Consider the following 25762-nt stretch of genomic DNA (forward strand, 5'->3'; position numbering starts at 1 on the left):
TTATTAAAAAATATAAAATTCAGCTAGAATTAATAGCATGAAAGCTTCAATACTATTTTTGTTATTGTCACTTTTTTTACTGGTAAGTAACGAAGTCAAGGCCGACAAACTGAAAGTGGTATTTATTAATCCAGGGCATCCTCAAGGAGATGCTACTGGAGCATTTTGGTCGAATGTAGATCGTTTTATGCATGCAGCTGCAGACGATCTCAGTGTTGATCTAATTTCGCTTTATGCAAATCGCAATCACATTCTAATGAAGCAACTTGCTCAACATGCAATTGAGTTAAAGCCGGATTACGTTATTGTTGTTAATGAAAAAGGTGCTGCGTTTAGTATTGTTCAAGAGCTCAGCTCACAAGGCGTTAAATCATTTTTTTTATTGAATGCACTATCCGATGAACAACTCTCACGATTATCAACAAACCAAAAAGCATTAGTTATTGGCAGCTTAATTCCAGACAATTACCATGTTGGCAGAGCTTTGGTGGAAGAGTTGTTAACCATTCATGATGATAAAGTTACTATCAATTCAAGGAATCACTCCTATCAATTACTCGCTATTCAAGGAGATTACAGCTCAGCAGCAGCTGTTGACCGCAAACAGGGCTTGATGGACTTTATCGCAAATAAAAAACAAGTGACTCTAATTGATAGCTCTGTGGCTAATTGGTCCGAAGAAGAAGCGTATATAAAAGTTAAAGGGCTTCTGAAAAGGCAACAGATCGACATAATTTGGGCTGCAAACGATCCGATGGCGCTGGGGGCTAGTAGGGCAGTCAAAGAAGCGATGCTTGAATATCCCGTTACTATTGGAGGTATAAACTGGGATGAACAGCCAAAAGAGTATCAAATAGATCTGTCTTTTGGGGGGCACGTTACACTGGGCGCAAAAGCCATTGCTATGATTCATGATTATCATCATGGTATTCCTGATAGCAATATGCACAGGAAGGTTAAAGTATTTAAACCACTACCAACAAATAAGGTAGTAAGGTTTAGAGCATTTATTGCTGATGAAAACATGAATGCCTTCGATTTTTCACGCTTTTCCATGTCAAAACCGAATAATATTGAATTCGACGTAAACCACTTTATTACTGAAAAAACGATTGATTAGTGATGCTTCTTTGCGCTGTAATTAAGCTAATTAATGAAATAGAACAATAAAGCCACATGAAGCTCATTAAAGGTGTCTATACACTATTCGCTTACTTATTTTTAATCATCTTCGCCAATGAAGTTGTAGCCGAGGAGTCAAGCTCCTTACCGTTTGACACCACTGAGTTGAGAAACCACGGACTTGAAGCCAACTTGTATTTACCAAAAGTGCGTGTTGAAACACCAGTGGTGGTTGTGCTGGGAGGTTCCAGCGGAGGGATGAGAACAGAATACGGTGAATATCTAGCACAAAATGGTATAGCCGCATTAACCCTCGCTTACTTTCGTTTTGGAAGTCTACCTGAGACTTTAGACAACATTCCCGTTGAATATGTTCATAGAGCCATAGATTACTTGCTAACGGTTAAAGGAATTGACCATAGCAAAATAGGTTTGTGGGGTGCCTCAAGAGGATCTGAGCTCGCGTTTTTGACCGCTACTACCGATTCAAGAATCAAATCACTAGTCGTTACAACACCAAGTAATGTGGCGTGGCATGGCGCGAGAGGAGATTATGCTTGGACTTATCAAGGCAAAGGCGTTTCTTCTCTAACTTTTGAGCGACAGAGTAGCAAGCCACTATTTAAACGAGTTGAGCAAGCGTTAAAAGACACAGAAAAAGTAAAAGAAGCGCAATTTTCTTTTGAAAAACTCAATGGTCCTATTTTATTAATATCGGCAGAAAACGATCAAATTTGGCCATCGTTTCAGATGTCAGAAGACATCGTAGGTTATTTAAAAAAACGCTCATTTGATCACACTGTGACACACCTAACATACCCCACAGGGCATACTTTTGATCAAAAATATAGGCCGGAAGTTCGCGCCAATATTCTAAAACATTTTAAAGGCTCGCTTTAGCGAAACTAAGAATGTTGTGGCGGATAATAGAAAGGCGCTATCAAGCGCCTTTTTCTATGTTTTTTTAGAAACAACGTCTTAATGAATATCGGCTACTTCTAAATGCTTTACTATCGTTTGCGTAATAAACTCGATGTTCTCTGGCTCTGTTGGTACTACAAGTACGGTTTTATCGTCAGAAATAGTGGCTAAAATACCGTAGGCTTCGCCCATCGTATCTAAAATACGGGCTATTACGGGCGCACCACCCAAAATAGTTTTTACCGCGATTTGCATACCATTGTGTTTAACTTTTAACACCATAGAGTTGATGGCTTGTTGGGTTTTAGGTGTGATAACTTCATTGGGCAATTGGTATACCATCTCGTTCTTTTCGTTGCGCGTTTTAACTGCGCCAATACGAGAGAGCATACGAGAGACTTTTGCTTGTGAAATATCATGAAAACCTTTATCGGCTAGCGCATCTATTAGCGCTTGCTGAGAATTAAAATACCCATCTGACAATAATCCTTTAAAGGCAAGTAATACGGCATCATCTTTTTGTCTAAGTCGCGTCATTATTGTCTCCTATTTGATTTGAGAAAGGGTAACGCTAACCGCTTGTTCGCTGGTTTGGTTAAAGCCAATAAAGTCAGCCATTTTAGCTTGATCGCTAAACAGCTTAGGTTGCTTGTTTTGTTGATAAGCAGTTTGCCATTCAATCACTGAAAAGTTATCAACCAGCATAGTACTCTCTTGTTGCAGATTATTGACAACTTCTACCAAAACTCGGTAACTACGATAGCCTATACGAGGGGAGTTGAAGTCAATTTCTACTGGCTGCCAACTATCTTTCGCTGATAATTTAACTTCACTGATTAGGTGCTTAGGACAGTTTTCTAAAGCATCAAAGTATTTGTCGCGAGTTTTTCTACCTTGCCAGTAAAACTTCAACGTTACGTCTTTTGCCGTTTTTATATCGGCCTTAATCGTACTTGGGTTACTAGCGTTATATACTCGACGGAAGGTTTTCATGCCTAACCATTGGCTGCTTTCTCCAACAAGCTTCAGTGACAGGCTTTGTTTACTGTCCTTACCTTGGTCGACGATTTTGCTATTAGCACGGTCAAGTAAGAAGCCTCTTTCGTTGCTATCGAAACTGGTAAATTGCTCGAAGTCATGACCATTAATTAAATTAGTACCTAAACGATACTGAAGCAGTTCGCCGTTAAGGGCAATGTTGCTGATTTTTAACGGCTCAAGTTGTGTAGAAAATTGATGAACTTTCTCTTCATTTATATCAAATCGACTCTGGACTGTTTGAGTTGACATATTTGCTGGTTGAGCATGTATAACACCTAAACCATTTTCTACTAGTACTTGCGTGTCGCGCTTAGCTGATAGAGTAGTGACCCTTTTTAAAATCGCCGTTCTTTCTGAGTCGGTAGCTGGAACTGGTTGGTAGCCTTTTAGGTATACGGGCACGACTTCAGCGCGATGAAAATTACCATCATCTAACCATACATAAAGCATGTAGCTTAATTGTGTTGCCGTGAAATTCTGATCAAAAACAAAGTTACCCATCGAGTAGGCAATCAGTTTGTTATTGTACAATTCAATACCTTGGGTCACGTGTGGATGGTGAGCAATAGCCATCGCTGCACCGTTATCAATTGCAGACTTTAATCGTTGTTCAGTAACGCCTGTTGGTTCGTTTTTATATTCTAAGCTGCCGTGATACTGAACGATAGGAGTGTGTTTATTGCTAATCGCTTTTTTAACGCTAGAAACAATGTTTTCCATTGAACCAAATGCGGCACCACCTTGCACACTGCTAGCCGTTTGCTTTATTTTTCCGCCGCCCTGCCAGCCAACGTAGCCAAGCATAGCGTATGGGGTGTTATTAAGTGTCGCGTTGTAGGGTTTAAGTGCTTGCTCTTCGGTAAAGCCAGCCCCTGAATATGGTAGCTGTTTTTCATCTAGCGCTTTTAGGGTTGAATCTAACCCTTCGTCTAAATAGTCATAGGTGTGATTGTTGCCTAAAGTAACATAGTCGATTCCTGCCCATTGAAGTGCTTCAACAATTTCTGGCTGCGAATAAAAAGTTACAGACTTAGGTGCACGCTCTTTTGGTTTGTCATGTGCAATTTGACTTTCTAGGTTTAGTGCCGCGAAATCGGCAATAGACAAATAAGGTTTAACTTGCTTAAGCAGTACCTTGCTATCGTCTAACAGGGTTTCCTGGTGTATAAGTACCGGATCGTTAAAATAAGGCTTTAAATACCTGCGTCCCATCATCACGTCGCCACCAAAGGCAAACATCACGCGTTTAGCTTGTTTTTTTACTAAGGTAAACGAAAGCTTTTTATCAGAGTTTACTAACTCTTGTTCGCTAAAGTGTTGTATGCGTTGGTAGTAGCCGGCTTTTTCTAAATCGAGTCGATAGATTTTTTGTTCAGGCAGTGAAACAGAGAAAGAACCATCTTTCGATGTTTTAATGCTTTTCCCGGCAATTTGAACCATTGCATTGGCTAAAGGCTTATTCTGTTCATTTAATAACTGACCGTTAAATGTCAGTGAGTTGTCAGCCGCGAAACTGGTTGATTGACTTACCAAATTGGTTGCCAGTAATAGGGGAATGGTAAATTGCAGGGCACGCATAGTTATTCTCTAAAAATTGTTATTACGTGAGTATATAGTCATGTTAACTGAATTAAATATTCAATTGGCAATTCACCCTATGCGTTTTGGTTATAGGGTGAATATTAGCGTAGGAATTTTTAGAAGACTCGCGGTAAATGGCTGTCGCTAAGCAGGCGATAAATAGCCAAGATTCGTTAATTGTTCAGGAGAAAACGTATCGACCACATCACCAATAACGATAAGCGTAGGCGGCTTAACATTATGTTGCTCTACGATTTCATTTAGGTTTGCTAAAGTGCCACGATACAATTGTTGCTCAGGGGTAGTTCCTTTGTGAATTAACGCCGCAGGTGTTTGTTCACGTCGGCCAGCATCTATTAATTGTTTAGTGATAATTGGCAAGCTTTTCACGCCCATATAGAAAACAACAGTTTGCTTCTCATCACTTAACGTATGCCAAGGGAGATCTAATGCACCACAGTTTTTCACGTGACCAGTAACTAGGGTGCAACTTTGGGCAACTTGTCTATGGGTTAGCGGAATACCAACATAACTTGAACAAGCAGAAGAGGCTGTTAAGCCGGGGACGATATGACAAGCAACGTTATTCGCTAAGGCAAACTGGGCTTCTTCACCGCCACGGCCAAATACAAAAGGATCACCACCTTTTAAGCGAACGACTTTTTTACCTGCTTTAGCATGATCAACAATGAGCTGATTTATACCATCTTGCGGCACTCGGTGATGAGATTGCATCTTACCAACGTATACTAATTCAGCGTGCTCTGGAACCAATGCCATGATTTCTTTGCTCACTAAACGGTCATAAATAACCACTTCAGCTTGTTGAATAAATTTATACGCTTGCAGTGTTAATAATTCAGGATCGCCTGGGCCGCTGCCAACTAACGCTACTTCGCCAGCACCAAAAGGCTGTTTATGTGGAGTTTCAGGGTATTGCATGCTAACGTCTTAATAGCTGAGTGAGTACATTTAGGCATTGTAACCTCTCAATAAGGTGAAAGCTATGCTGATAAGTTTCATCTTATAACCAATAGCTTGAATGGGAAACTTAGAGTTGCATTTATAATGCATTTAACCTAACTGTTAATAATAATGGAAATTTTATTTGCCTTTGTCCTGTCATAAGTATTGTTAGCAAATTGTACTTATGTGAGATTTGTTAATTAAGCAGTTACGTTCACGTACATCGAGACAATAAAGAGAATAACAAATGCAATTGATTGTAAAGCGGTATTTAGTTAGAGCGTCATTATTAGCTGGTCTCAGCATTTTTCTGGGAATCGCACTTTCAGCCTTAGTATATTTTGCTAATAATAACGTTAAAGAACATACAGTAGACCTAGTTACTAATCGCCTTCCTATATTCTCTGCCATTAATGAGCTAATAGCAGATTTAAGTGAACAAGAACGAATAATATATGAGTATTATCGCTCACAAGAAACCGATGTATTTATAGAGTCATCGAAAAACATCCAGCGACAATTTACAATGCACCTTTCTGGATTGAAAGGGACCGATGACTTCGCCAACTTGGTGACGCATATAGAGCAAGAGCAGGCAGATATTATTAGTTTGTTTAACCAGTTCAATAAATTGATGTTGGTTAATGATGATAATTGGGATGATATGCGTGCCGTTTTGCGTCAAATTAGTGCCAAGCGCATTGCATTACTGCCTAAACTCAAAGAAATTGAACATTTAACTACGGCTCAAGTGGAGTTAGGCCACAAAGCCACTGTGTCGCAAATAGACGCAACAGGTTGGCTAGTATTGGCTTATAGCGCACTTATTGTGATTATTGCGGCGGTTGGCTCTCGGTATATACACCAATATGTACTAACTCAAGCAAAAAGTTCTCGTCTAGCCCTTTTTTCTCAGCGTAATCCAAACCCTATATTTAGTATTGATAGTTCAGGTAAAACTTTGTTTTCAAACCCTGCTTGTGAAACGTTGCTAAACACTATGGGGCTGGAAGAGGTGGAAACACTAGCTTTACTGCCACAAGACTTCGATAAGATTAAATTAGAACTTGCCACTAGCGAAGATCATAGTGTAGTTATTGAAGCACCGGTTAAAGACCGAGTTTTACAAACCAGTATTTACTGGCACCCAACTTTGCAAGCTTATGACATTCATATTAAAGATGTGACTGAACGAGTTCAGGCTGAGCGCGCAGTAAAGCATTTAGCTTTTACATCACAAGAAACCCAACTACCTAATCAATATAAGCTACACGATAATTTAACGAACCTATTACAAGAGCAAAAGCCGTTTGCATTAGGTGTAATAGCTATTCGACATTTTAACGAAAAAGTCGCCACTTTAGGTGGAGAAGTACTAACGGCATTGGTGCGTTGTTTTGCAAAAGTTATGTGTAAAAAGCTGCCAACGGGGGTTGAACTTTATCATATCAGTGAAAGTGAGTTTGCTGTTGTTATTCAAGGTGATGTATCAGAGCGTTCAATTCGCGAATTCGCGAATTCTATCACCGATGATAAAGAACAAGCGCTAGTGACTAAGTTTGGCGAGCTATTTATTGAAACTGATTTGGGCTTTGTCATTGCTCCGGCTCATGGTGATGACGCTGTATCCTTGTTAAAACATGTTCATTTAGCATTATCTGTTGTCAGTGAGCAAGAACACGAAAGTTATGCCATCTATAATCCTAATTATGCACTTGCAGCCCAAAAACGCACGACTATGGTGGATAAGTTACGCCATGCATTAATGTTGGATGAGCTATTCTTAGTCTTTCAGCCTCAACTGTGTGCTAGAAAAGAAAAAGTCGTAGGTATAGAGACTCTGTTAAGGTGGCGACATAATGACAATATCATTTCTCCAGCAGAGTTTATTCCTCTAGCGGAAAAGTCTGGGTTAATCGTGCCGATTGGTAAGTGGATTTTAGAGCAAGCGGCAATATTCACTAAAGGCCTGATTCAACAAGGCTACTTCGATATCGTTGTTGCTGTAAACGTTTCGCCACGACAGTTTTCTCACCCAACGTTTATCGAGACGGTAAAAGAAGTGTTAATTAACACTGGGTTACCACCAGAAAATTTAGAGTTAGAAATTACTGAAGGTGTGTTTATGCATAACGAGGTTAATACGCTAGTGGTAATGGAACAGTTAAAAGCGCTTGGTGTGAAGTTATCGATTGATGATTTTGGTACCGGTTATTCATCGTTGAGTTATCTGAAGCGTTTTCCGGTAGACACGTTAAAGATAGATCAGTCATTTGTACGTCAGTGTCATACTAACTCAGAAGATAAAGCCATTATCAATACTGTGATTGGTTTAGGGAAAAACTTAGGTCTGTCTATTGTTGCTGAAGGTGTTGAATTAGAACAACACTTAAACCTATTAAGACAAATGGATTGCGATATCATCCAAGGCTACTATTACAGCAAGCCGCTGTTACCTGATGAATTAATTGCGTTCTTGGCAAATAATAAACCTAATACGCCAGAGAGTTTAGGTGGCATTGCCTAGTGACGTTAGTGTGGTTGAGCACACAAGAAATCGATGCATAAAAAAAGCGTGCTTTAAGCACGCTTTTTTTAAATTCAACATTCGGTTTGCTTATTTAGCTAGCGCAGTACCCAAGTGAGGGCGAATGTCTTTTAACACTTCTTTAAGTACACGTGGTGAACTTGCAACTATGTTGCCTGATTTGCTGTGATTGTGACCACCAACAAAATCAGTTACTAGCCCACCTGCTTCAACAACTAATAACTCGCCTGCTGCGGTATCCCAAGGCTTTAAGCCAATTTCGAAGAAACCGTCAACGCGACCAGCTGCAACGTACGCTAAATCAAGTGCGGCAGAACCTGCACGACGCATATCAGCCGTTTTTACGAATAACGTTTGGAACATTTCCATGTAAGCTGCCATATGTTGCTTGTGCTTAAATGGAAAACCTGTGGCAAGTACAGCACCAGTAAGTTCTTTGCTTTGACGAACGCGAATACGGAAACCGTTAAGCTGTGCGCCTTTACCACGACTTGCTGTGAATAATTCACCACGGATTGGGTCAAATACGACTGCTTGGTCTAATTTACCTTTTACTTTTAAGGCAATTGAAACGGCAAAGTGAGGAATGCCTTTTACAAAGTTTGTTGTACCGTCAAGAGGATCAATAATCCATTGGTATTCTGAATCGTTTTCTACGATTACACCACTTTCTTCACCAATAATAGCGTGATCTGGGTAAGACTTTTTAATTGTTTCAACAATGGCTTCTTCTGCCATTTTGTCAACGTTTGTGACTAAGTCATTAGTTCCTTTAGACTCTACTTCAACACGATCAGTTTGTTCAAAAGAGCGAGCAATAATATTTCCGGCTGTACGCGCAGCGCGTACGGCTATATTGAGCATTGGGTGCATAGCAATACCTTAACAGTTAAACAGCTTTGTAAAAGAACGAAACGAATTTTCATCTGAAATTCGGCGGCGGATTATAACAATACTTAAGAGGTAATGCCAGTAATTTACTAGGCCTTACATAAAAGTAGTGAAGGGGGGAGAATTATTTTTAGAAAAATTTGTACTATTTCAGAATGATAATGGCTAGAAAAAAGGGTGACTTTTATAGGGTACAGCGCTACTGTTTTTGTGTTAACATTGTCGGCAATTTTAGCCGTCTAGACACTTATTTAGTTTGGAATAATATTGCTAGGCGCAGATGAACGAAATTTAATCTATTTAGAGAAAAGATAATGTTAGAAAATGTCCGCATAGTTTTAGTGAATACCTCAGATTGTCGCAACATGGGCTCAGCTGCACGAGCAATGAAAACCATGGGACTAAGTGAATTGGTATTAGTTGACCCGATTGAAATGCCAAACGGTCAAGCACAAGCTCTGGCAGCAGGTGCAACGGACGTATTAGCCAATGCTAAAGTGGTAGGTACGTTAGAAGAAGCTATTGAGGACTGTGGCTTAGTGGTAGGAACTAGTGCTCGCTCTAGAACTTTACCTTGGCCAATGCTTGAGCCGAGAAGTTGTGGTGAAAAGCTAATTTCTGAAGTGAGTAAATATCCGGTTGCTTTGGTGTTTGGTCGTGAAAGTAGTGGCTTAACTAATGAAGAATTACAGTTGTGTCATTTTCATGTACAAATTCCAGCAAACCCTGAGTACAGTTCATTGAATTTGGCCATGGCTGTTCAAACGTTAAGTTATGAAGTCAGAATGGCTTTCTTAGCAGCTCAAGAGCAAGAGTTTGCTAAGCAAGAGGAAGAAGAATACCCAGTGGTTGAAGAAACCGAGCGTATGTTTGACCACTTTGAGACAGCATTAAAAGCAACAGGATTTATTGTGCCTAGCCATCCAGGTTTAGTGATGACTAAGTTACGACGTTTTATTAATCGTGCTCGCCCAGACACTAAAGAAGTAAAAATGTGGCGTGGCATTTTATCATCAGTAGAGAAGTCAGCTAAAGGCGCTAAGCCAGAGGGTGAAAGCGAAAACTAAGCTGATATCACACTGCGTGATCATATATTAAGGAATAAATATGTTTAGTCGTATCAAAGAAGATATTCAAAGTGTCTTTGATCGAGACCCAGCAGCACGCACTTCTTTTGAGGTGTTAACTAATTATCCTGGCATGCATGCTATTTGGATACACAGAGCAAGTAATAAACTTTGGCGCAACAATTGGAAGTTACTTGCTCGCTTGTTGTCGACATTTTCACGCTGGTTAACTGGTGTAGAAATTCACCCCGGTGCCAAGCTAGGCCGTCGCTTTTTTATAGACCATGGTATGGGCGTAGTTATTGGTGAAACTGCTGAAATCGGCGATGATGTGACGCTTTATCATGGTGTAACCTTAGGTGGTACCAGCTGGAAAGCTGGCAAACGTCACCCAACACTTTGCGATAATGTGGTTATAGGTGCTGGTGCTCAGGTATTGGGCCCAATTACTATCGGAAAAAATGGTAAAGTTGGCTCTAATTCTGTTGTGGTAAAGGATGTGCCCGACAATGCTACTGCAGTTGGTATTCCAGGAAAGATAGTGAATGCTAACAAGGACAAAGACAATGGACTTCGCCAACAAGCGGCTGAAAAATATGGTTTCGATGCTTATGCGGTGTCTGCTGACAACCCAGATCCTGTCGCAAAAGCTATCGGCAGAATGTTAGATCACGTTCATTTAATGGATGAAAAGGTGTCTGATTTGTGCAAAGAAATTAACCGTTTAGGTGGTGAAGTTTGCCAAGATTCTTTACCTGAACTTAAAGTGAAAGAGTTTGCTGAAGACGAAAAAGCTGCTGCTAAACGTCGTAAAGAAATTATTGAATCTTTTGATCCTGAAATCTAAAATGGAGTTATGAGGTCTGTTGTTAAAGCAGAGCGGTATAAACAGAGCTAAAAATATCGCCTAACTCAGTTTATGTAAACCAGACTGAGCAATGCAAAGCTAAATTGAACTGAGCTTAAGTAAACTGAACTGAGCTTAGCTTAAGAAAACACAAGAGAGGCATAGGTGCTGAAAAGCGTTTTAACATGGCTAATTTTATCGGTACTTGTTGTTGGACAAGTATCTGCCCTTGCCAATGCTAAAGCACCGTGCCGTCATAATAATACCGCTGAGTCTAGCGTTGAATCAGCTTCTAAAAACAAGGTGATTGAAACAAGTCATCACGGTCATGACATGACACACATGAACCATGTTAGTGATGCTGATAGTTTAAACGTGAAATCAGAACATGAAGGTTCGCAAATTCAGCACAATAGCCATCACATGCAAATGGAGTGTTGTCAGAACACGTGTGACTGCCAGGCTAACTCATGTCATGCAACGAGTAGTTTCGGCATTATCGAACAACTACCTGTTGCAAATATTAAAACAGAAGGCGAACGTTCATTCCTCTCTATATCTATTCCCAAACCGCCATTTCATCAATCCACAAAACCACCAATAATTGCCTAACCCTAGGACAGATCTGTCTGTCGTTTGATTAACTCTGTGAGCATTTAGCTTACCACTTTTGAATAAAACTAACCTAGCTTTAGGTTATCAAACATTTAGGTATTTTTATGGCAACAACAAGCCGAAAATTGAGCCTGTTTCTTGGCTCAGCATTATTAATTTTCGTTGGTATAGTCGCTGGATATTTGGCTAACGATTGGATTGGCGATAAGCTGCATCTAAGTAATGGAATCACTAACCAAGATCCTGGACTAGGGTCTGAGCAAGATAATAAACCTCTCTATTGGGTTGCGCCAATGGATTCAAACTATCGACGTGATAAACCAGGTAAATCACCCATGGGGATGGATCTTGTCCCTGTTTATAAAGAAGATACTGCTCAAGATTCCCCTGGCACTATTACTATCTCACCTGAGGTAGAAAACAATTTAGCGGTAAAAACTGCACCTGTCACGTTTGGGCGATTACAACAAGAAATTGAGGTATTCGGTTCTTTTACTTACAGCGAAGAAAAGCTGAGTCATATTCACCCAAGAATCGCGGGTTGGGTTGAGAAATTACATGTAAAAACCACCGGGCAGGAGGTCAAAAAAGGGCAGGTACTTTACGAGCTTTATTCTCCGGAATTAGTCAACGCACAAGAAGAGTTTTTATTGTCATTAAAAACCGGTGAAACCAATTTAATCATTGCTGGTGAAAACAGGTTAAGAGCCTTGCATATTCCACAATCAACTATAGATGCCATTCGCAGAAGTAAGCAGGTGCGACAAACTATCGCTTTTATTGCGCCACATGCTGGCATTGTCGAAAACTTAAATATTCGAGAAGGCTACTATGTTGAATTAGGGACGACGCTCTTTTCTATCGCCGATCTTTCAGAAATTTGGCTAGAAGCACAAGTGCCAGAAAGTCAAGCGAGTCAAGTAAAGGTAGGGAATAAAGTATCTATAGCCTCCGAGTACCTTGCTAGTAATATTCTTTCTGGCGCTATCGATTATATTTATCCGACGCTGAACATGAGTAATAGAACAGTTCGCGTTCGAATTCGCATGAACAATCAAGCTGGCGAGTTAAAGCCAAACATGTTTGCCACGGTAAAAATAATGCCAGAGCTTGCAGCTGAAACTATGTTGGTGGACGCTACGTCAATTATTAAGGTCGGTGAAACAGACAGAGTGGTAATTGCATTGGGGAATGGCAAATTTAAATCTGTTAATGTCGAAACCGGCCTTTCATACAATGGCGTGACACAAGTGTTTTCTGGGCTAGTAGAAGATGAAGACGTTGTTATTTCAGCCCAATTCTTATTGGACTCTGAATCGAGTAAAACCTCTGACTTTATACGCATGAGTCAGCAAGATCACAGTGGCCATATGATGCACGACATGAGCATGAGTGAAAGCGAAGAAAACACCGTAAGCACGGCAACTGTTAAGGGAATTATCAATAACTTTGATGCAGATTCTGGCATTGCAAACATTTCCAGAGGGCCGATAGAAAAATGGCAACGGGGCCCTGCAACCATGGATTTTGTTATTTCTGAAGCCATTAAGAACAAGCTTCCTCCACTAGGTACCGAATTTACTTTTACCTTTGAAATACATGACGGTGAGTTCATTGTTGTTGCTATCGATTCACAAGGTAATGGCACAGAAAGCTTAGAGAAAGACCACGGAGAGCACCATGATCATTAAGGTTATTCTCTGGTCTATTCACAACCGCATTCTCGTCCTTATTCTAAGCTTAATGTTGCTCGGCGCAGGCTTATTGGCGGTAAAAAATACTCCCGTAGACGCTATCCCTGACTTATCTGACGTACAAGTGATTGTTAAAACAAGTTATGCAGGACAATCACCTCAAGTGGTACAGCAGCAAGTCACTTATCCGCTGACGACGGCTTTGCTATCCGTACCAGGGGTAAAAACCGTACGCGGTTTTTCTTTTTATGGCGATTCCTATGTCTATTTAATTTTTGATGACAATACAGATTTGTATTGGGCGCGAGCACGCGTAATGGAGTACCTGATGCAGGTACAAGACAAGTTACCCCCAGAAGCTAAGCCAGCTTTAGGGCCTGACGCTACGGGTGTCGGCTGGATTTATTTATATGCACTAACGGATAAGAGTGGGAAGCACGATCTCGCTGAACTTACTTCTTTGCAAAACTGGTTTTTAAAATTTGAGTTGCAAGCGCTTCCTGGTGTCTCTGAAGTGGCGACCGTTGGTGGTATGGTTAAACAATATCAAATTGAAGTAGACCCAATAAAACTCGCTGCCTATCAAATACCGCTGTCGATGGTAGAGGTTGCAATAAAGCAAGCCAATCAAGAAGCTGGCGCTTCTGTTATTGAAATGGCGGAAGCCGAATACATGGTTAATGTAAAAGGCTTTATTCAATCGATAGAAGATATTGAAGATATTCCTTTAGGCGTTTTTAACTCTGACAGCCCTGTGTTACTAAAAGATATCGCTCAGGTAAGATTGGGGCCACAAATGCGCCGTGGTATCGCTGAGCTTAACGGGGAAGGCGAAGTCGTTGGCGGCGTTGTTGTGATGCGTTATGGCGAAAATGCTGAAAAAACGATACGCGGTGTTAAAGAAAAGCTTGAAAGCTTAAAAAATAGTTTACCAGCTGGTGTTGAAATCGTGCCTGTTTACGATAGGTCGGCGCTGATTAACCGCGCCGTAGATAACCTGTGGCAAAAGCTAGGTGAAGAGCTGATTGTTGTAGCCGTAATTTGTTTAGTGTTCCTGTTTCATGTACGTTCCTCTTTAGTAGCCGTTATTAGCCTTCCTATGGGAATTCTCGCGGCCTTTATTGTGATGTACATGCAAGGTGTGAACGCCAATATCATGTCTTTAGGTGGTATCGCTATTGCCATAGGCGCGATGACAGACGGCGCAATTGTGCTTATTGAAAACATGCATAAGCACATGGAGAAAACACCATTAACGAAAGAAAATAGATGGCAAATAGTCGCTAAATCAGCCACTGAAGTGGGGCCAGCGCTGTTTTTTAGTTTATTAATTATAACGGTCAGCTTCCTACCTATTTTTATTTTAGAAGCACAAGAAGGGCGCATGTTTGCGCCATTAGCTTATACCAAAACTTATGCCATGGCAGCAGCTGCCGCGCTAGCAATTACTCTAGTGCCTGTACTTATGGGTTACTTTATTCGTGGCAAAGTTGTCGCTGAACACAAAAACCCTTTTAATCGCATATTAGTCTTTTGTTATACCCCCGTGCTTAAAGGCGTACTGAGGTTTCCAAAGATTACGCTGTTACTCGCTGTACTTGTTGGTGTCGCTGGCTTTTGGCCGCTCAAACATTTAGGAACGGAGTTTATGCCAACCCTAGATGAAGGCGATCTCATGTATATGCCAACCACGTATCCTGGTATTTCCATCGGCAAAGCAAGAGAGCTTTTGCAGCAAACAGACAAGCTTATTCGTTCAGTGCCTGAAGTGGAAACGGTCTTTGGTAAAGTTGGCCGTGCAGAAACGGCAACTGATCCTGCGCCACTGACGATGATAGAAACCTTCATTCAATTAAAGCCTAAGTCTGAGTGGCGAGAAGGCATAACAACGGATGTGCTTATTAAAGAATTTGAAGGGTTAGTCAAGCTACCTGGTGTGTCGAATGCTTGGGTTATGCCAATAAAAACTCGAATAGACATGTTAGCCACGGGTATAAAAACGCCTGTAGGCATTAAAGTTGCCGGTGAAAGCCTGACTGAAATAGAAAAAATAGGTACGCAAATAGAGAAGCTACTAATGCCTCTTGAAGGTACTGCATCCGTTTATGCGGAAAAAGTCGCAGGGGGACGCTATATCAATATCGTACCTGATAGACTAGCCGCAGCCCGCTATGGCTTGTCGATTGCCGAGGTGCAAAGCTTTATTTCATCAGCGGTTGGCGGGAGAAAAATTGCTGAAACAGTTGAAGATATTGCCCGCTATCCAGTTAACTTGAGGTATCCGCAACAATATCGACACTCTCCAGAGACTTTAGCCTCGTTGCCCATTTTAACGAGTTCAGGGCTGCACCTTACATTAGCTGATATAGCCACTATCTCTGTTGATAGTGGCGCACCCATGATCAAGAGTGAGAATGCACGTATCAATGGCTGGATATTTGTTGATATTGATAGTGATGATTTAGGCGATTACGTTAAAAGAGCAAAAGCAACGCTCGAACACGAGCTTACTTTGCCAGCAGGGTATACTTTGCGCTGGGCAGGGCAGTTTGAGTATTTAGAACGTGCTCAACAAAAACTACGTTTTGTTTTACCGCTGACATTAGCAGCAATCGTTTTACTACTTTACCTAAACTTTAGAGGTTTTGGTGAAGTGTTTATTATTTTGCTTACCTTACCTATGGCGATGATCGGCGGCCTTTGGCTTTTATATTTGCAAGGTTTTAATTTATCGGTTGCCGTTGTTGTTGGTTTTATCGCACTAGCTGGTGTTGCCGTTGAACTAGGAGTGATAATGCTGGTGTATTTAAACCAAGCGTTGCAGAGCCTTAAAGATAGCCTTGAAAGTTCTGGTGGAACAATGACACAACAAGAATTGGATCAAGCCATTCTCTCGGGAGCGGGGTTACGTATTCGCCCAGTGCTGATGACGGTGACGACTATTGTTGTTGGCCTTTTACCCATTTTGTTGGCTGATGGCACTGGGAGTGAGCTTATGAGCCGAATTGCCGCGCCAATGGTGGGCGGAATGGCAAGTGCATTTGTGCTAACTATGCTAGTTATTCCTGCTGCTTTTAAGATATGGCGCTTCAGTCTAGTAAAGGAAAAGCAAACTAAAACATAGGGTTGAGTGTTAAGGTGATAAATACTTGAGTATTTTAGTCAAGTATTTGTTGCCTTAACGAAGATCGATAGCTAAAATACCTGACTATATCGCTCAAGTATTTATTTGACTATTTTGTATGGTTATGTACAATTGCGGCGCGATTTTAATGGGGTAGATAATGAAGTTAACATCAAAAGGGCGTTACGCCGTGACAGCTATGCTAGACGTTGCTATACATGCAGCAGATGGACCTGTGTCATTGGCAGACATTTCAGAACGCCAAGGTATTTCATTATCGTATCTAGAGCAACTATTTTCGCGCCTTCGTAAACATGGTTTAGTCAACAGTATTCGTGGTCCAGGTGGTGGTTACCGCTTAGGTAAATGCTCAGCACAAATCTTTGTTGCTGACGTGATTAGTGCCGTTGATGAAAGTATCAATGCAACTAAATGTGGTGGAAAAGGCGATTGCCAATCGGGTAGTCAGTGTCTTACGCATTCACTTTGGACTGATTTAAGTTTACGTATAGAAGAATTTTTACAGGGTATTTCTTTGTCTGAGCTCGTTGAACAAAGAAATGTCAAAATGGTCTCGCAACGTCAAGATAGCCTTCAGCGCAAAGACGAATTGAAAAATGGCCATGAAACCTTAATTGCAACGACAAGTATTATCCACAACTGTTAGCGCAGTGTGAGATTAAGTTGGAGACAGTTAGTCAATGAAGCTTCCTATTTATTTTGATTATTCAGCCACAACACCTGCAGATAAGCGTGTTGCTGAGAAGATGATGCAATATCTTACTACCGATGGTTTTTACGGTAACCCAGCCTCTCGTTCTCACAAGTTTGGCTGGCAGGCAGAAGAAGCTGTCGATATTGCCCGCAATCAAATCGCAGACCTAATTAATGCAGATCCTCGTGAAATTGTAATCACGTCAGGTGCTACAGAGTCTGATAACCTAGCTATTAAAGGCGCTGCAAACTTTTATAGCAAAAAAGGTAAGCACATCATTACTTGTAAAACAGAGCACAAAGCTGTTTTAGATACGTGTCGTGAATTAGAGCGTCAGGGTTTTGAAGTGACATACTTAGACCCTGAATCTAACGGTTTAATTGACCTTAAGAAATTAGAAGCTGCAATGCGTGATGACACAGTTGTTGTTAGCATTATGCATGTAAACAACGAAATCGGTGTTATCCAAGATATTGCTGAAATCGGTGAGATGTGTCGTGCTCGCAAAATTGCGTTCCACGTAGATGCTGCACAAAGTGTCGGTAAAATCCCAGTAGACATGCAAGCACTTAAAGTAGATTTACTTTCTATTTCTGCGCACAAAATGTATGGCCCTAAAGGTATTGGTGCACTTTATGTTCGCCGTAAGCCTCGTATGCGTTTAGAAGCGCAAATGCACGGTGGTGGTCACGAGCGTGGCATGCGTAGCGGTACATTAGCCACTCATCAAATCGTTGGTTTTGGTGAAGCGTGTCGTATTGCTAAAGAAGAGATGCAACAAGATTTAGCGCACGTTACTGCAATGCGTGATCGTTTATGGAACGGCGTTAAAGACATGGAACAAGTGTTCGTTAACGGTGATTTCGACAAGCGTTACCCAGGTAACTTAAACGTCAGCTTTGCGTTTGTTGAAGGTGAATCATTAATTATGTCTTTGAAAGACTTAGCGGTATCAAGTGGCTCAGCTTGTACTTCAGCGAGTCTTGAGCCTTCTTACGTATTACGTGCATTAGGATTAAATGACGAAATGGCACATAGCTCAATTCGTTTTAGCTTTGGTCGCTTCACGACAGAAGAAGAAGTTGATCATGCTATCGGTATTATCAAGCAAGCTATCGAGCATTTACGTGAAATGTCGCCGTTATGGGAAATGTTTAAAGACGGCGTAGATTTAGATTCAGTTGAGTGGGTAGCGCACTAGTCGCGCGTTAGTCAGGAGAAATAATATGGCTTATAGTGAAAAAGTAATCGACCATTATGAGAACCCACGTAACGTTGGTTCTATGGACAAAAACGACCCTCAAGTTGCTACTGGTATGGTGGGTGCACCAGCATGTGGTGACGTAATGAAGCTTCAATTAAAAATCACCGAAGAAGGTGTGATTGAAGATGCGAAGTTTAAAACGTACGGTTGTGGCTCAGCTATCGCTTCTAGCTCACTAGTTACTGAGTGGGTAAAAGGTAAAACAATCGATGAAGCACAAAGCATCAAAAATACAGATATCGCTGAAGAGTTAGCGTTACCACCAGTTAAAATTCACTGTTCAATTTTAGCTGAAGATGCAATTAAAGCAGCTATCGACGACTACAAAAACAAGCAAGGTTAATAAGGCACAACTATGGCAGTTTCCATGACTCCAGCAGCGTCTGAACGCGTTAAATCTTTTATTACTAACCGTGGTAAAGGTTTGGGTTTACGCTTAGGTGTAAAAACCACAGGCTGTTCAGGTTTAGCTTATGTGCTGGAGTTTGTAGATGAGTTAAATGAAGATGACCAAATGTTTGCCATTGACGATGTAAATATCATCATTGACGGTAAAAGCTTGGTTTATCTTGACGGCATCGAATTAGATTTCGTTAAAGAAGGCTTGAACGAAGGCTTTAAATTCACCAACCCAAATGCCAAAGGCGAATGTGGTTGTGGTGAAAGCTTTAATGTATAATCGCTGCCTAATTAACAAAGGCTAATAGGAAAACACTATTAGCCCTTCAAATATATTAACGCGTTAGTTCTGCAATAGGCTGGCGCGTAAAAAAGCGAGTCGAAGTGAACTATTTTGAAATTTTCGGTTTAACGGCATCTTTTTCCGTTGAGTTGAATGCGCTAACAACTACCTATCAAACTATCCAAAAAACCGTGCACCCTGACAGGTTTGCTCATGCCAGTGCACAAGAGCAGTTGCTTGCAGCAAAAAAATCTACGCTAGTTAATGATGCATATCAAACCCTTAAAAATCCATTAAAAAGAGCAGAATACTTGCTGTCTTTACGTGGCGTTGAAATGCCAAATGAACAAGCATCGTTTGGCGATACTATGTTTTTGATGCGTCAGATGGAATTAAGAGAGATGTTGGATGATATTCAACATGCTGGCGACCAAAACCAAGCGTTATTAGACGCAAGTGAAGAGCTAGATAAAGAGTACGAAACTCTATTCCATCAGCTAACACAAGCGATTGAAGAAAATAGCGAAAGCTCAAATCAAGCGGCGACTGAAATGGTAAGAAAGTTAAAGTTTTATCAGAAGTTACACGTAGAGCTAGAAAGAATAGAAGATCAACTGTTTGACGATTAATTGGCAAACAGTTTTTACAAGACACATTATAGAGATTTAAGAGCCCAATATGGCATTGTTACAAATAGCAGAACCTGGCCAAAGTACTGTACCGCACGAGCATAGACTAGCCGTAGGTATTGATTTAGGTACCACTAACTCTTTGGTTGCTACCGTGAAAAGCGGATTGGCAGAGACTATTCCTGACGCACAGCAAAGAGATATTTTACCGTCTGTAGTCAGTTATCAAGAAGGTGAGGTACTTGTTGGCGATGATGCAAAAGCATTTGCCATTAGTGATCCTGAAAATACGGTAATATCTGCTAAACGTCTTATTGGCCGCTCATTAGCTGACATTCAAGCTAAATATCCAGCATTACCATATCAGTTCTGCGGTAATGAGAGCCATCCTGATATCGAAACGCGCCACGGTGCGGTAAACCCTGTTCAAGTTTCCGCTGAAATTCTAAAAGATTTGAACAAGCGTGCAGAACTGGCATTAGGCGGCGAACTTACAGGCGCTGTTATTACTGTTCCTGCTTATTTTGATGATGCGCAACGTCAGAGTACCAAAGACGCGGCAAAACTTGCTGGTATTAATGTATTACGTCTTTTAAACGAACCGACGGCAGCTGCGGTTGCATACGGGTTAGACAGTGGTCAAGAAGGTGTCATCGCCGTTTATGACCTTGGTGGTGGTACTTTTGATATTTCGATTTTGCGCTTAAACAAAGGCGTATTTGAAGTATTAGCAACGGGCGGTGACTCAGCTCTCGGTGGTGATGATTTTGATTTAACGCTTGTAGACTATTTTATTGAGCAAGCGGGCCTAGTTCGTCCATTATCTGCAAGTGTGGAACGTCAGCTTCTAGTGCAAGCAAAAAGTGCTAAAGAAGCACTTACTGATGCAGTCTCTTTCGATATTTCGTTAGAGTTGGAGCAGGGTAGCTGGCAAGGCAGTGTCACTCGTGAAACGTTTGAAAGCTTAATAAAAGCTTTAGTTGATAAAACAATGCGTGCTTGTCGCAGAGCATTGAAAGATGCCGATGTAAAAGCTGCTGATGTTAATGAAGTTGTCATGGTAGGTGGTTCAACGCGTGTGCCTCTTGTTCGCAAAGCTGCTGAGAAATATTTTGCTCGCAAGCCACTCACTTCGATCGACCCTGATAAAGTTGTCGCTATTGGCGCTGCAATCCAAGCAGATATCCTTGCTGGTAATAAACCAGACAGCGATATGCTTTTACTTGATGTTATTCCATTATCGTTAGGTTTAGAAACCATGGGCGGCTTAGTGGAAAAAGTTATCTCAAGAAACACCACGATTCCTGTGGCTAAAGCGCAGGAATTCACTACGTTTAAAGATGGCCAAACAGCGATGGCGATTCACGTGCTTCAGGGCGAACGTGAGTTAGTTGAAGATTGTCGCTCACTAGCGCGCTTTGAACTTCGCGATATCCCGCCAATGGCAGCAGGCGCAGCACATATTCGTGTGACTTTTAAAGTAGATGCTGATGGCTTATTAGAAGTAACTGCGATGGAAAAATCATCGGGCGTAGAAGCGCGTATTGAAGTAAAACCAAGCTTTGGCTTAGCTGACGATGAAATTGCGGATATGCTTAAAGCGTCAGTTGCTAATGCAAAAGAAGATATGCAAGCACGTATGCTTAAAGAGCAACAAGTGGAAGCTTCACGCGTTATTGAGTCAGTAAATGCTGCGCTTCAAGCCGATAGTCGTTTATTGTCACAAGATGAGATCGCCGATATTGAAGCAGGCTTACGCGACTTAGCACAAACAAGCCAAGGCACGAATCCTGACGATATTGAACAAGCAATTGAAAAAGTTAACCATTTAACGGCAGCGTTTGCAGAGAGACGAATGGACGCTTCCATTAATCAAGCCTTATCAGGCCAAGCCGTAGACAAAATTTAATAGAGATTGAGCCGATTATGCCAAAAATTATTGTATTACCTCATGAAGAACTTTGCCCAGAAGGCGCAGTACTTGACGCAGAAAAGGGCGAAAGTGTATTAAACGTAGCGCTTAAAAACGACATTGGCATTGAGCATGCGTGTGAGAAAGTATGTGCATGTACAACATGCCATGTCATTATTCGTGAAGGCTTCGATTCACTTGAAGAAAGTGACGAGTTAGAAGACGATATGCTGGATAAAGCATGGGGTTTAGAGCCAGAATCTCGTTTAGGTTGCCAAGCCATTGTCGAAGACGAAGACTTAGTCGTAGAGATTCCAAAATATACAGTGAATATGGTATCTGAAAACCATTAGTGATTTGTCATAAATAGATTTAGAAAAAGGGTAATAGCAGAGATGCTATTACCTTTTTTATTTAAATGATTATTGGCTTCGGCCATTAGTCTTGCTATCGCTCTCAAAGTTTAAATTTACTCTTGCCATTATGATTTTTCGATAATTCCCGCCGCCTGCGCTGGTTGTTATTTTCCGATATTTTAGAATTTCAAAAGTTAGTTTATAAATAGACCATGCAATTTTATGCGATTGCGTGTATATCGAATTGGATTTTCATATTTTATTTCGATGAAGGTTTGACGAACACTTTAATGTAAGAGATTATTTAACATATTAAAAAGTAACGATAACTAGGAATTATGGACAGTCTTCCTTTTATTAATCGATGTGATGAAAGAGCTAAATTAAATCAATATTTATTTGCTGAGCAAAATATAGCTTTGTTTGTTGAGGGGGCGTCAGGATTAGGTAAATCTAGATTTGTAAGCCAAGTATTCAGTGAACTTAATTCACCCTCAATGAAAATAGAAGTGCCAAACAATGACAATAAACGTCACTCTGCGGGGACTTATCTTTATTCGTTGGCAAAGTCCATTGATGAGTTTGCTAGGGATGGTAAATCTAGTTCAAGCTATGAAGACATTGAATTATATCAGAGAAGCTTAGCTCCTAATCTAAAACACAGATTACAAACTGCTATCAAAAAAGATATTGCAAAAGTAACTCCTGTCAAACATGTTACTGAGACGTTGTTAGACCAAGCTGATGGAACTTCTAATCATACAAGAGAGCAATTATTTGATTCGAACACATCTGAAGTACATCAGTTTTTAATTGAATACGTAACCACACAACTGCAAAAAGAAAATGTTTTTATCGGTGTCGAAAACGTCCAGTGTATTGACGATTATTCACTCGAGTGCCTATTAAATATAGCTTCGTTTAACAATGTTCGGTTTGTTTATGAATATACAACGGAGCTAGACGAAGCTAATGTTTGGCAAGTTTCAGAGTTGAAGAGGAAGCTAATAAGTACAGGCCTGCTTTGCGACTCTATAAAAATAGAACCTATTAGCGTTGAAGAGTTTAAAGATTACTTTGAAAAGAACCAAGATATAGCTTGGAGTCTAATTAGTTCGGCTTTTAAAGATTGGAAAGGTAGCTTGCGGCCACTAAACGATATAATTGCTGAAGAGTTAAATGAGCAAAAAGTTCGAGAAGCCTTAAACCCTATACAAAATTGTAATTGCAACCCTACGTTAATATCGAGCTATCGACTAAAAGAGTTAAGCAAAGCGGAGCAATTAATTTTTACCTTAATCTGTTGTCATCCAGACCCGGCTCGAGAAGATTTAATAAAGTTAGCGGTAAAAGATCCCAGTATTGGCAGCATATGTTTCGATATTAGCGGCCTACTTTCTAAATTACATGGCAAAGGTTTTATCAAACAAGTTCACAATGAGTGGTTGCCAACGGATGACTCTATATCTTCAATTTGGTTAAAAGATCCGGTTGCACAACGTTATCGAACAATTTCACATTCCTTTTGGTTTAACGAATACCAAAGCTTATTGAATAGCAATGACATCTTTGTTTCAAAAAGCATGGTATTGCAAAGGCTTCTATATTTTTCAACGGTTACCAAATCTCACTACATTTTGGAAGTTTTAGAACAAATAACGGATATTTCTTTAACACAGAATGATCCTAGAATGATTGTCGATCACGTTAAAAATGTTCGAAGTAAACTCTCTTTAGAATCTTTAAAAGAAAGCGGTCACTACATAGATTGGTGGATGAGCATATACCTGCACACTATAGGCTGTCCAAGAGAATCATTAGAAGCGTTAGACTCAATTACGAACAAAACAGTTCCTAGAAAGCTTCTGAACGCCATTTTATTGGAGGAGTTAGGTGAACAACAAAAAGCACTGCGAATATGTGAAGAGCACCTTGCTCTAGAGCAAACATCGGACCGAACAAAACTATGTTTTGAGTTGGTGAGAATAGCATGTTTTCGAGGGTTAGGCGCAATGGATTTGTGTCGTTCGTTATTCGAAAAACTTTTAACAACGAAAAAAATCCAAGACTATAGAGAGTATGGCTTTTTATTGAGAAACGCAGAACTCGTTTTAAGCTCTGCAGAAGCCGTCCCATACTTAAAACAAAGTGCGAGTCATTTCGAAAATCACAGTTACCCAAGAGCCGCTGGATTTAGCTGGTTAACATGCAGTTTTCATCAGGCGAGAATAGGCTTATTAAAAGATGCCAAACAAAGTATTCATTATGCTAATGCGCTCTTATCTGGCGTGGTGTCAGAGAGGCATTCTTTGTTAAACAACGAAGCAGCAATTGACATTTATGCAGGGCATGAGTCGCAGGAAACAAAAGAGAGTTTAATGAGTGCTATCAGTACAGCAAGCAATGACTTTGAGCGATTAGTTATTTTGTCAAATTTACTGGTGGTTAACCTGAAAATGCGACAAATAGAAGTTGCAGGGGAGCTTATTGAACCTATAGCGGCCATACTTGACGAGCCTACTTTTTCTGATAGACAAATTTTTCTTCCTGTACTTTACAATGTAATGAAATTTCACCATTTGAATAATGAGAGTGAATTAGCGGAGCATGTTAAAACTAAAATGTTGGACTTAAACCTTCCATTAAACAACATATGGAAACACAGGCTTAGTGGTCTAGCTTTCAATGAGCTAACTGAAGAAGAAAAATACGTTATCAACTCTGAGTACGGTATTTGTTTCATCAGTCATTGGCATATTGACTTTGATAACGAACTAACGACGCTTCAATGATACTTTTAATAACCGACTTATAGCTCATCCCTTGCAATATAAAGGACTGTGCAAATTGAGAACTTTCACCTAAGTGTGCATCAGGTGTTAATTCAATAATATACAGTTTATTCTTAAACAGCTTGGCATCGATTCTCATGTAGTCTACTTTGCCAAGTGATAAGAAGATGTTTTTAACAATATTTATTGATTCTTGACTCAAATCATTATTGATATTAACAAAATGTTTCTCATGCCATTTATTACGCTTTTCATTAGCCGTCAGTAGGTGATCATCAAAATAGCCAGGTTGTCCTTCTTGTTCAATTGCAATAGCCTCAAAGTAGTGCACATCTTTTTCGTCACCTATTATGCTGATAGAGACCTCTTTGCCGGGGATAAATTCTTCAACAATAATACTCTCAGAGTACTTTGTTATTAACTCTGAACTCTTATCATATGCTTGTTGATAGGTGGCTACGAGGGAGCTGTCATCAATGCCTATAGAACTTCCTTCAAAATTTGGTTTAACTACTAAAGGTAAATTGAGCCTTTGTATTGCTTCAAGTATAACTTTATCCTTAAAAACAACTGAATTAGGCGTTAAAGCTCCATGCTCTTCACAGAACTTTTTACACAAATGTTTGTCTTGGCATATCACTCTTGCATAGACATCGGCACCAATGTACTTAATGTTGTGAACTTCACATGTTGCGGGAACCAAAGCCATTCTGTTGCGGGATTTTTGCCCACCATATACTGTTAGTGCTAGAACATCTGGCTCTTTTTGTGATAATTCTGCTAATTCTTCAGGCCCCTCAACATGAATAACTTTATACCCTATTTCGTGTAGAGTTCCATATAAGTCATTGAAATAGCCATCGTCTATCTTTTCTAAATCGTCTAGTTCCAAGTTTGCTGAAGCTGAGGTTCTGTAGGTGCGGTCTGCGACCAATATATAGTTCAAACTTTCTGGTAAAAATCCATTTAATCTAGACACCATAATTCCTAGTTAT

General features: G+C 40.4%; 21 protein-coding genes. 16 read left to right on the forward strand and 5 right to left on the reverse strand.

Annotation, left to right across the window (positions count from 1 at the left end):
* Positions 1 to 37: 37 nt before the first annotated feature.
* Both ACOB80_RS04255 and ACOB80_RS04260 read left to right on the forward strand, forming a co-directional pair.
* Complete coding sequence (locus ACOB80_RS04255) at positions 38 to 1120, forward strand: ABC transporter substrate-binding protein (RefSeq protein ID WP_473164560.1); 1083 nt, start codon at positions 38 to 40, stop codon at positions 1118 to 1120.
* A gap of 56 nt (positions 1121 to 1176) precedes the next feature.
* Positions 1177 to 2022 carry an acyl-CoA thioester hydrolase/BAAT C-terminal domain-containing protein gene (locus ACOB80_RS04260; RefSeq protein WP_473164561.1) on the forward strand — a complete coding sequence of 282 codons (846 nt, stop codon included), beginning with the start codon at positions 1177 to 1179 and terminating at the stop codon, positions 2020 to 2022.
* A 78-nt stretch (positions 2023 to 2100) separates the two neighbouring features.
* Here ACOB80_RS04260 and ACOB80_RS04265 read toward each other — a convergent pair whose 3' ends face one another.
* The 3 genes from ACOB80_RS04265 to cobA all read right to left on the reverse strand — a co-directional run bounded on the left by ACOB80_RS04265 (position 2101) and on the right by cobA (position 5607).
* Complete coding sequence (locus ACOB80_RS04265; protein WP_473164562.1) at positions 2101 to 2580, reverse strand: arginine repressor; 480 nt, start codon at positions 2578 to 2580, stop codon at positions 2101 to 2103.
* Positions 2581 to 2589: 9 nt separating this feature from the next.
* Positions 2590 to 4662 (reverse strand): CapA family protein, encoded by a 2073-nt coding sequence (locus ACOB80_RS04270; RefSeq protein WP_473164563.1) that lies wholly within the window; start codon positions 4660 to 4662, stop codon positions 2590 to 2592.
* Between the two features lie 147 nt (positions 4663 to 4809).
* Positions 4810 to 5607, reverse strand: coding sequence for a uroporphyrinogen-III C-methyltransferase (cobA, locus tag ACOB80_RS04275; protein WP_473164564.1), 798 nt, complete (start codon positions 5605 to 5607; stop codon positions 4810 to 4812).
* Positions 5608 to 5878: 271 nt separating this feature from the next.
* On the opposite strand from cobA, the gene ACOB80_RS04280 reads away from it, so the two are divergent.
* Entirely contained in the window at positions 5879 to 8158 is a 2280-nt protein-coding gene (locus ACOB80_RS04280) for a putative bifunctional diguanylate cyclase/phosphodiesterase (RefSeq protein ID WP_473164565.1), read from the forward strand.
* 90 nt (positions 8159 to 8248) lie between these two features.
* On the opposite strand, the gene suhB is transcribed toward ACOB80_RS04280, so the two are convergent.
* Positions 8249 to 9052 (reverse strand): inositol-1-monophosphatase, encoded by an 804-nt coding sequence (suhB, locus tag ACOB80_RS04285; RefSeq protein WP_473164566.1) that lies wholly within the window; start codon positions 9050 to 9052, stop codon positions 8249 to 8251.
* 332 nt (positions 9053 to 9384) lie between these two features.
* Between suhB and trmJ the strand changes: the two genes are divergently transcribed.
* The 13 genes from trmJ (at position 9385) to ACOB80_RS04350 (ending at position 24767) form a co-directional block, all read left to right on the forward strand.
* The gene (gene trmJ / locus ACOB80_RS04290; protein WP_473164567.1) at positions 9385 to 10137 is read left to right on the forward strand and encodes a tRNA (cytosine(32)/uridine(32)-2'-O)-methyltransferase TrmJ; all 753 of its coding nucleotides are present in this window, start codon (positions 9385 to 9387) and stop codon (positions 10135 to 10137) included.
* Between the two features lie 40 nt (positions 10138 to 10177).
* Positions 10178 to 10984, forward strand: a complete 807-nt coding sequence (gene cysE / locus ACOB80_RS04295; RefSeq protein WP_473164568.1) for a serine O-acetyltransferase — start codon at positions 10178 to 10180, stop codon at positions 10982 to 10984.
* A 165-nt stretch (positions 10985 to 11149) separates the two neighbouring features.
* Positions 11150 to 11596, forward strand: a complete 447-nt coding sequence (locus ACOB80_RS04300; protein WP_473164569.1) for a hypothetical protein — start codon at positions 11150 to 11152, stop codon at positions 11594 to 11596.
* Positions 11597 to 11703: 107 nt separating this feature from the next.
* A complete protein-coding gene (locus ACOB80_RS04305) occupies positions 11704 to 13290 on the forward strand; it encodes an efflux RND transporter periplasmic adaptor subunit (protein WP_473164570.1) in 1587 nt (528 codons plus the stop codon).
* Positions 13280 to 16417, forward strand: coding sequence for an efflux RND transporter permease subunit (locus ACOB80_RS04310; protein WP_473164571.1), 3138 nt, complete (start codon positions 13280 to 13282; stop codon positions 16415 to 16417). Before ACOB80_RS04305 ends, ACOB80_RS04310 begins: the two co-directional genes overlap by 11 nt.
* A gap of 160 nt (positions 16418 to 16577) precedes the next feature.
* Positions 16578 to 17084, forward strand: a complete 507-nt coding sequence (gene iscR / locus ACOB80_RS04315; protein ID WP_473164572.1) for a Fe-S cluster assembly transcriptional regulator IscR — start codon at positions 16578 to 16580, stop codon at positions 17082 to 17084.
* A 34-nt stretch (positions 17085 to 17118) separates the two neighbouring features.
* The gene (locus tag ACOB80_RS04320) at positions 17119 to 18333 is read left to right on the forward strand and encodes an IscS subfamily cysteine desulfurase (protein WP_473164573.1); all 1215 of its coding nucleotides are present in this window, start codon (positions 17119 to 17121) and stop codon (positions 18331 to 18333) included.
* 25 nt (positions 18334 to 18358) lie between these two features.
* On the forward strand, positions 18359 to 18739 hold the full coding sequence (gene iscU / locus ACOB80_RS04325; RefSeq protein ID WP_473164574.1) for a Fe-S cluster assembly scaffold IscU: 381 nt from the start codon (positions 18359 to 18361) through the stop codon (positions 18737 to 18739).
* 12 nt (positions 18740 to 18751) lie between these two features.
* A complete protein-coding gene (gene iscA / locus ACOB80_RS04330; protein ID WP_473164575.1) occupies positions 18752 to 19075 on the forward strand; it encodes an iron-sulfur cluster assembly protein IscA in 324 nt (107 codons plus the stop codon).
* A 104-nt stretch (positions 19076 to 19179) separates the two neighbouring features.
* On the forward strand, positions 19180 to 19707 hold the full coding sequence (hscB, locus tag ACOB80_RS04335; RefSeq protein ID WP_473164576.1) for a co-chaperone HscB: 528 nt from the start codon (positions 19180 to 19182) through the stop codon (positions 19705 to 19707).
* 49 nt (positions 19708 to 19756) lie between these two features.
* A complete protein-coding gene (gene hscA / locus ACOB80_RS04340) occupies positions 19757 to 21616 on the forward strand; it encodes a Fe-S protein assembly chaperone HscA (RefSeq protein WP_473164577.1) in 1860 nt (619 codons plus the stop codon).
* Positions 21617 to 21633: 17 nt separating this feature from the next.
* Positions 21634 to 21972 carry an ISC system 2Fe-2S type ferredoxin gene (gene fdx, locus ACOB80_RS04345; RefSeq protein ID WP_473164578.1) on the forward strand — a complete coding sequence of 113 codons (339 nt, stop codon included), beginning with the start codon at positions 21634 to 21636 and terminating at the stop codon, positions 21970 to 21972.
* Between the two features lie 341 nt (positions 21973 to 22313).
* On the forward strand, positions 22314 to 24767 hold the full coding sequence (locus ACOB80_RS04350; RefSeq protein WP_473164579.1) for a hypothetical protein: 2454 nt from the start codon (positions 22314 to 22316) through the stop codon (positions 24765 to 24767).
* On the opposite strand, the gene ACOB80_RS04355 is transcribed toward ACOB80_RS04350, so the two are convergent.
* Positions 24718 to 25749 carry an ATP-grasp domain-containing protein gene (locus tag ACOB80_RS04355; protein WP_473164580.1) on the reverse strand — a complete coding sequence of 344 codons (1032 nt, stop codon included), beginning with the start codon at positions 25747 to 25749 and terminating at the stop codon, positions 24718 to 24720. The genes ACOB80_RS04350 and ACOB80_RS04355 overlap by 50 nt on opposite strands.
* Positions 25750 to 25762: the final 13 nt, after the last annotated feature.

It is taken from the genome of Thalassotalea coralli, from assembly GCF_055786205.1.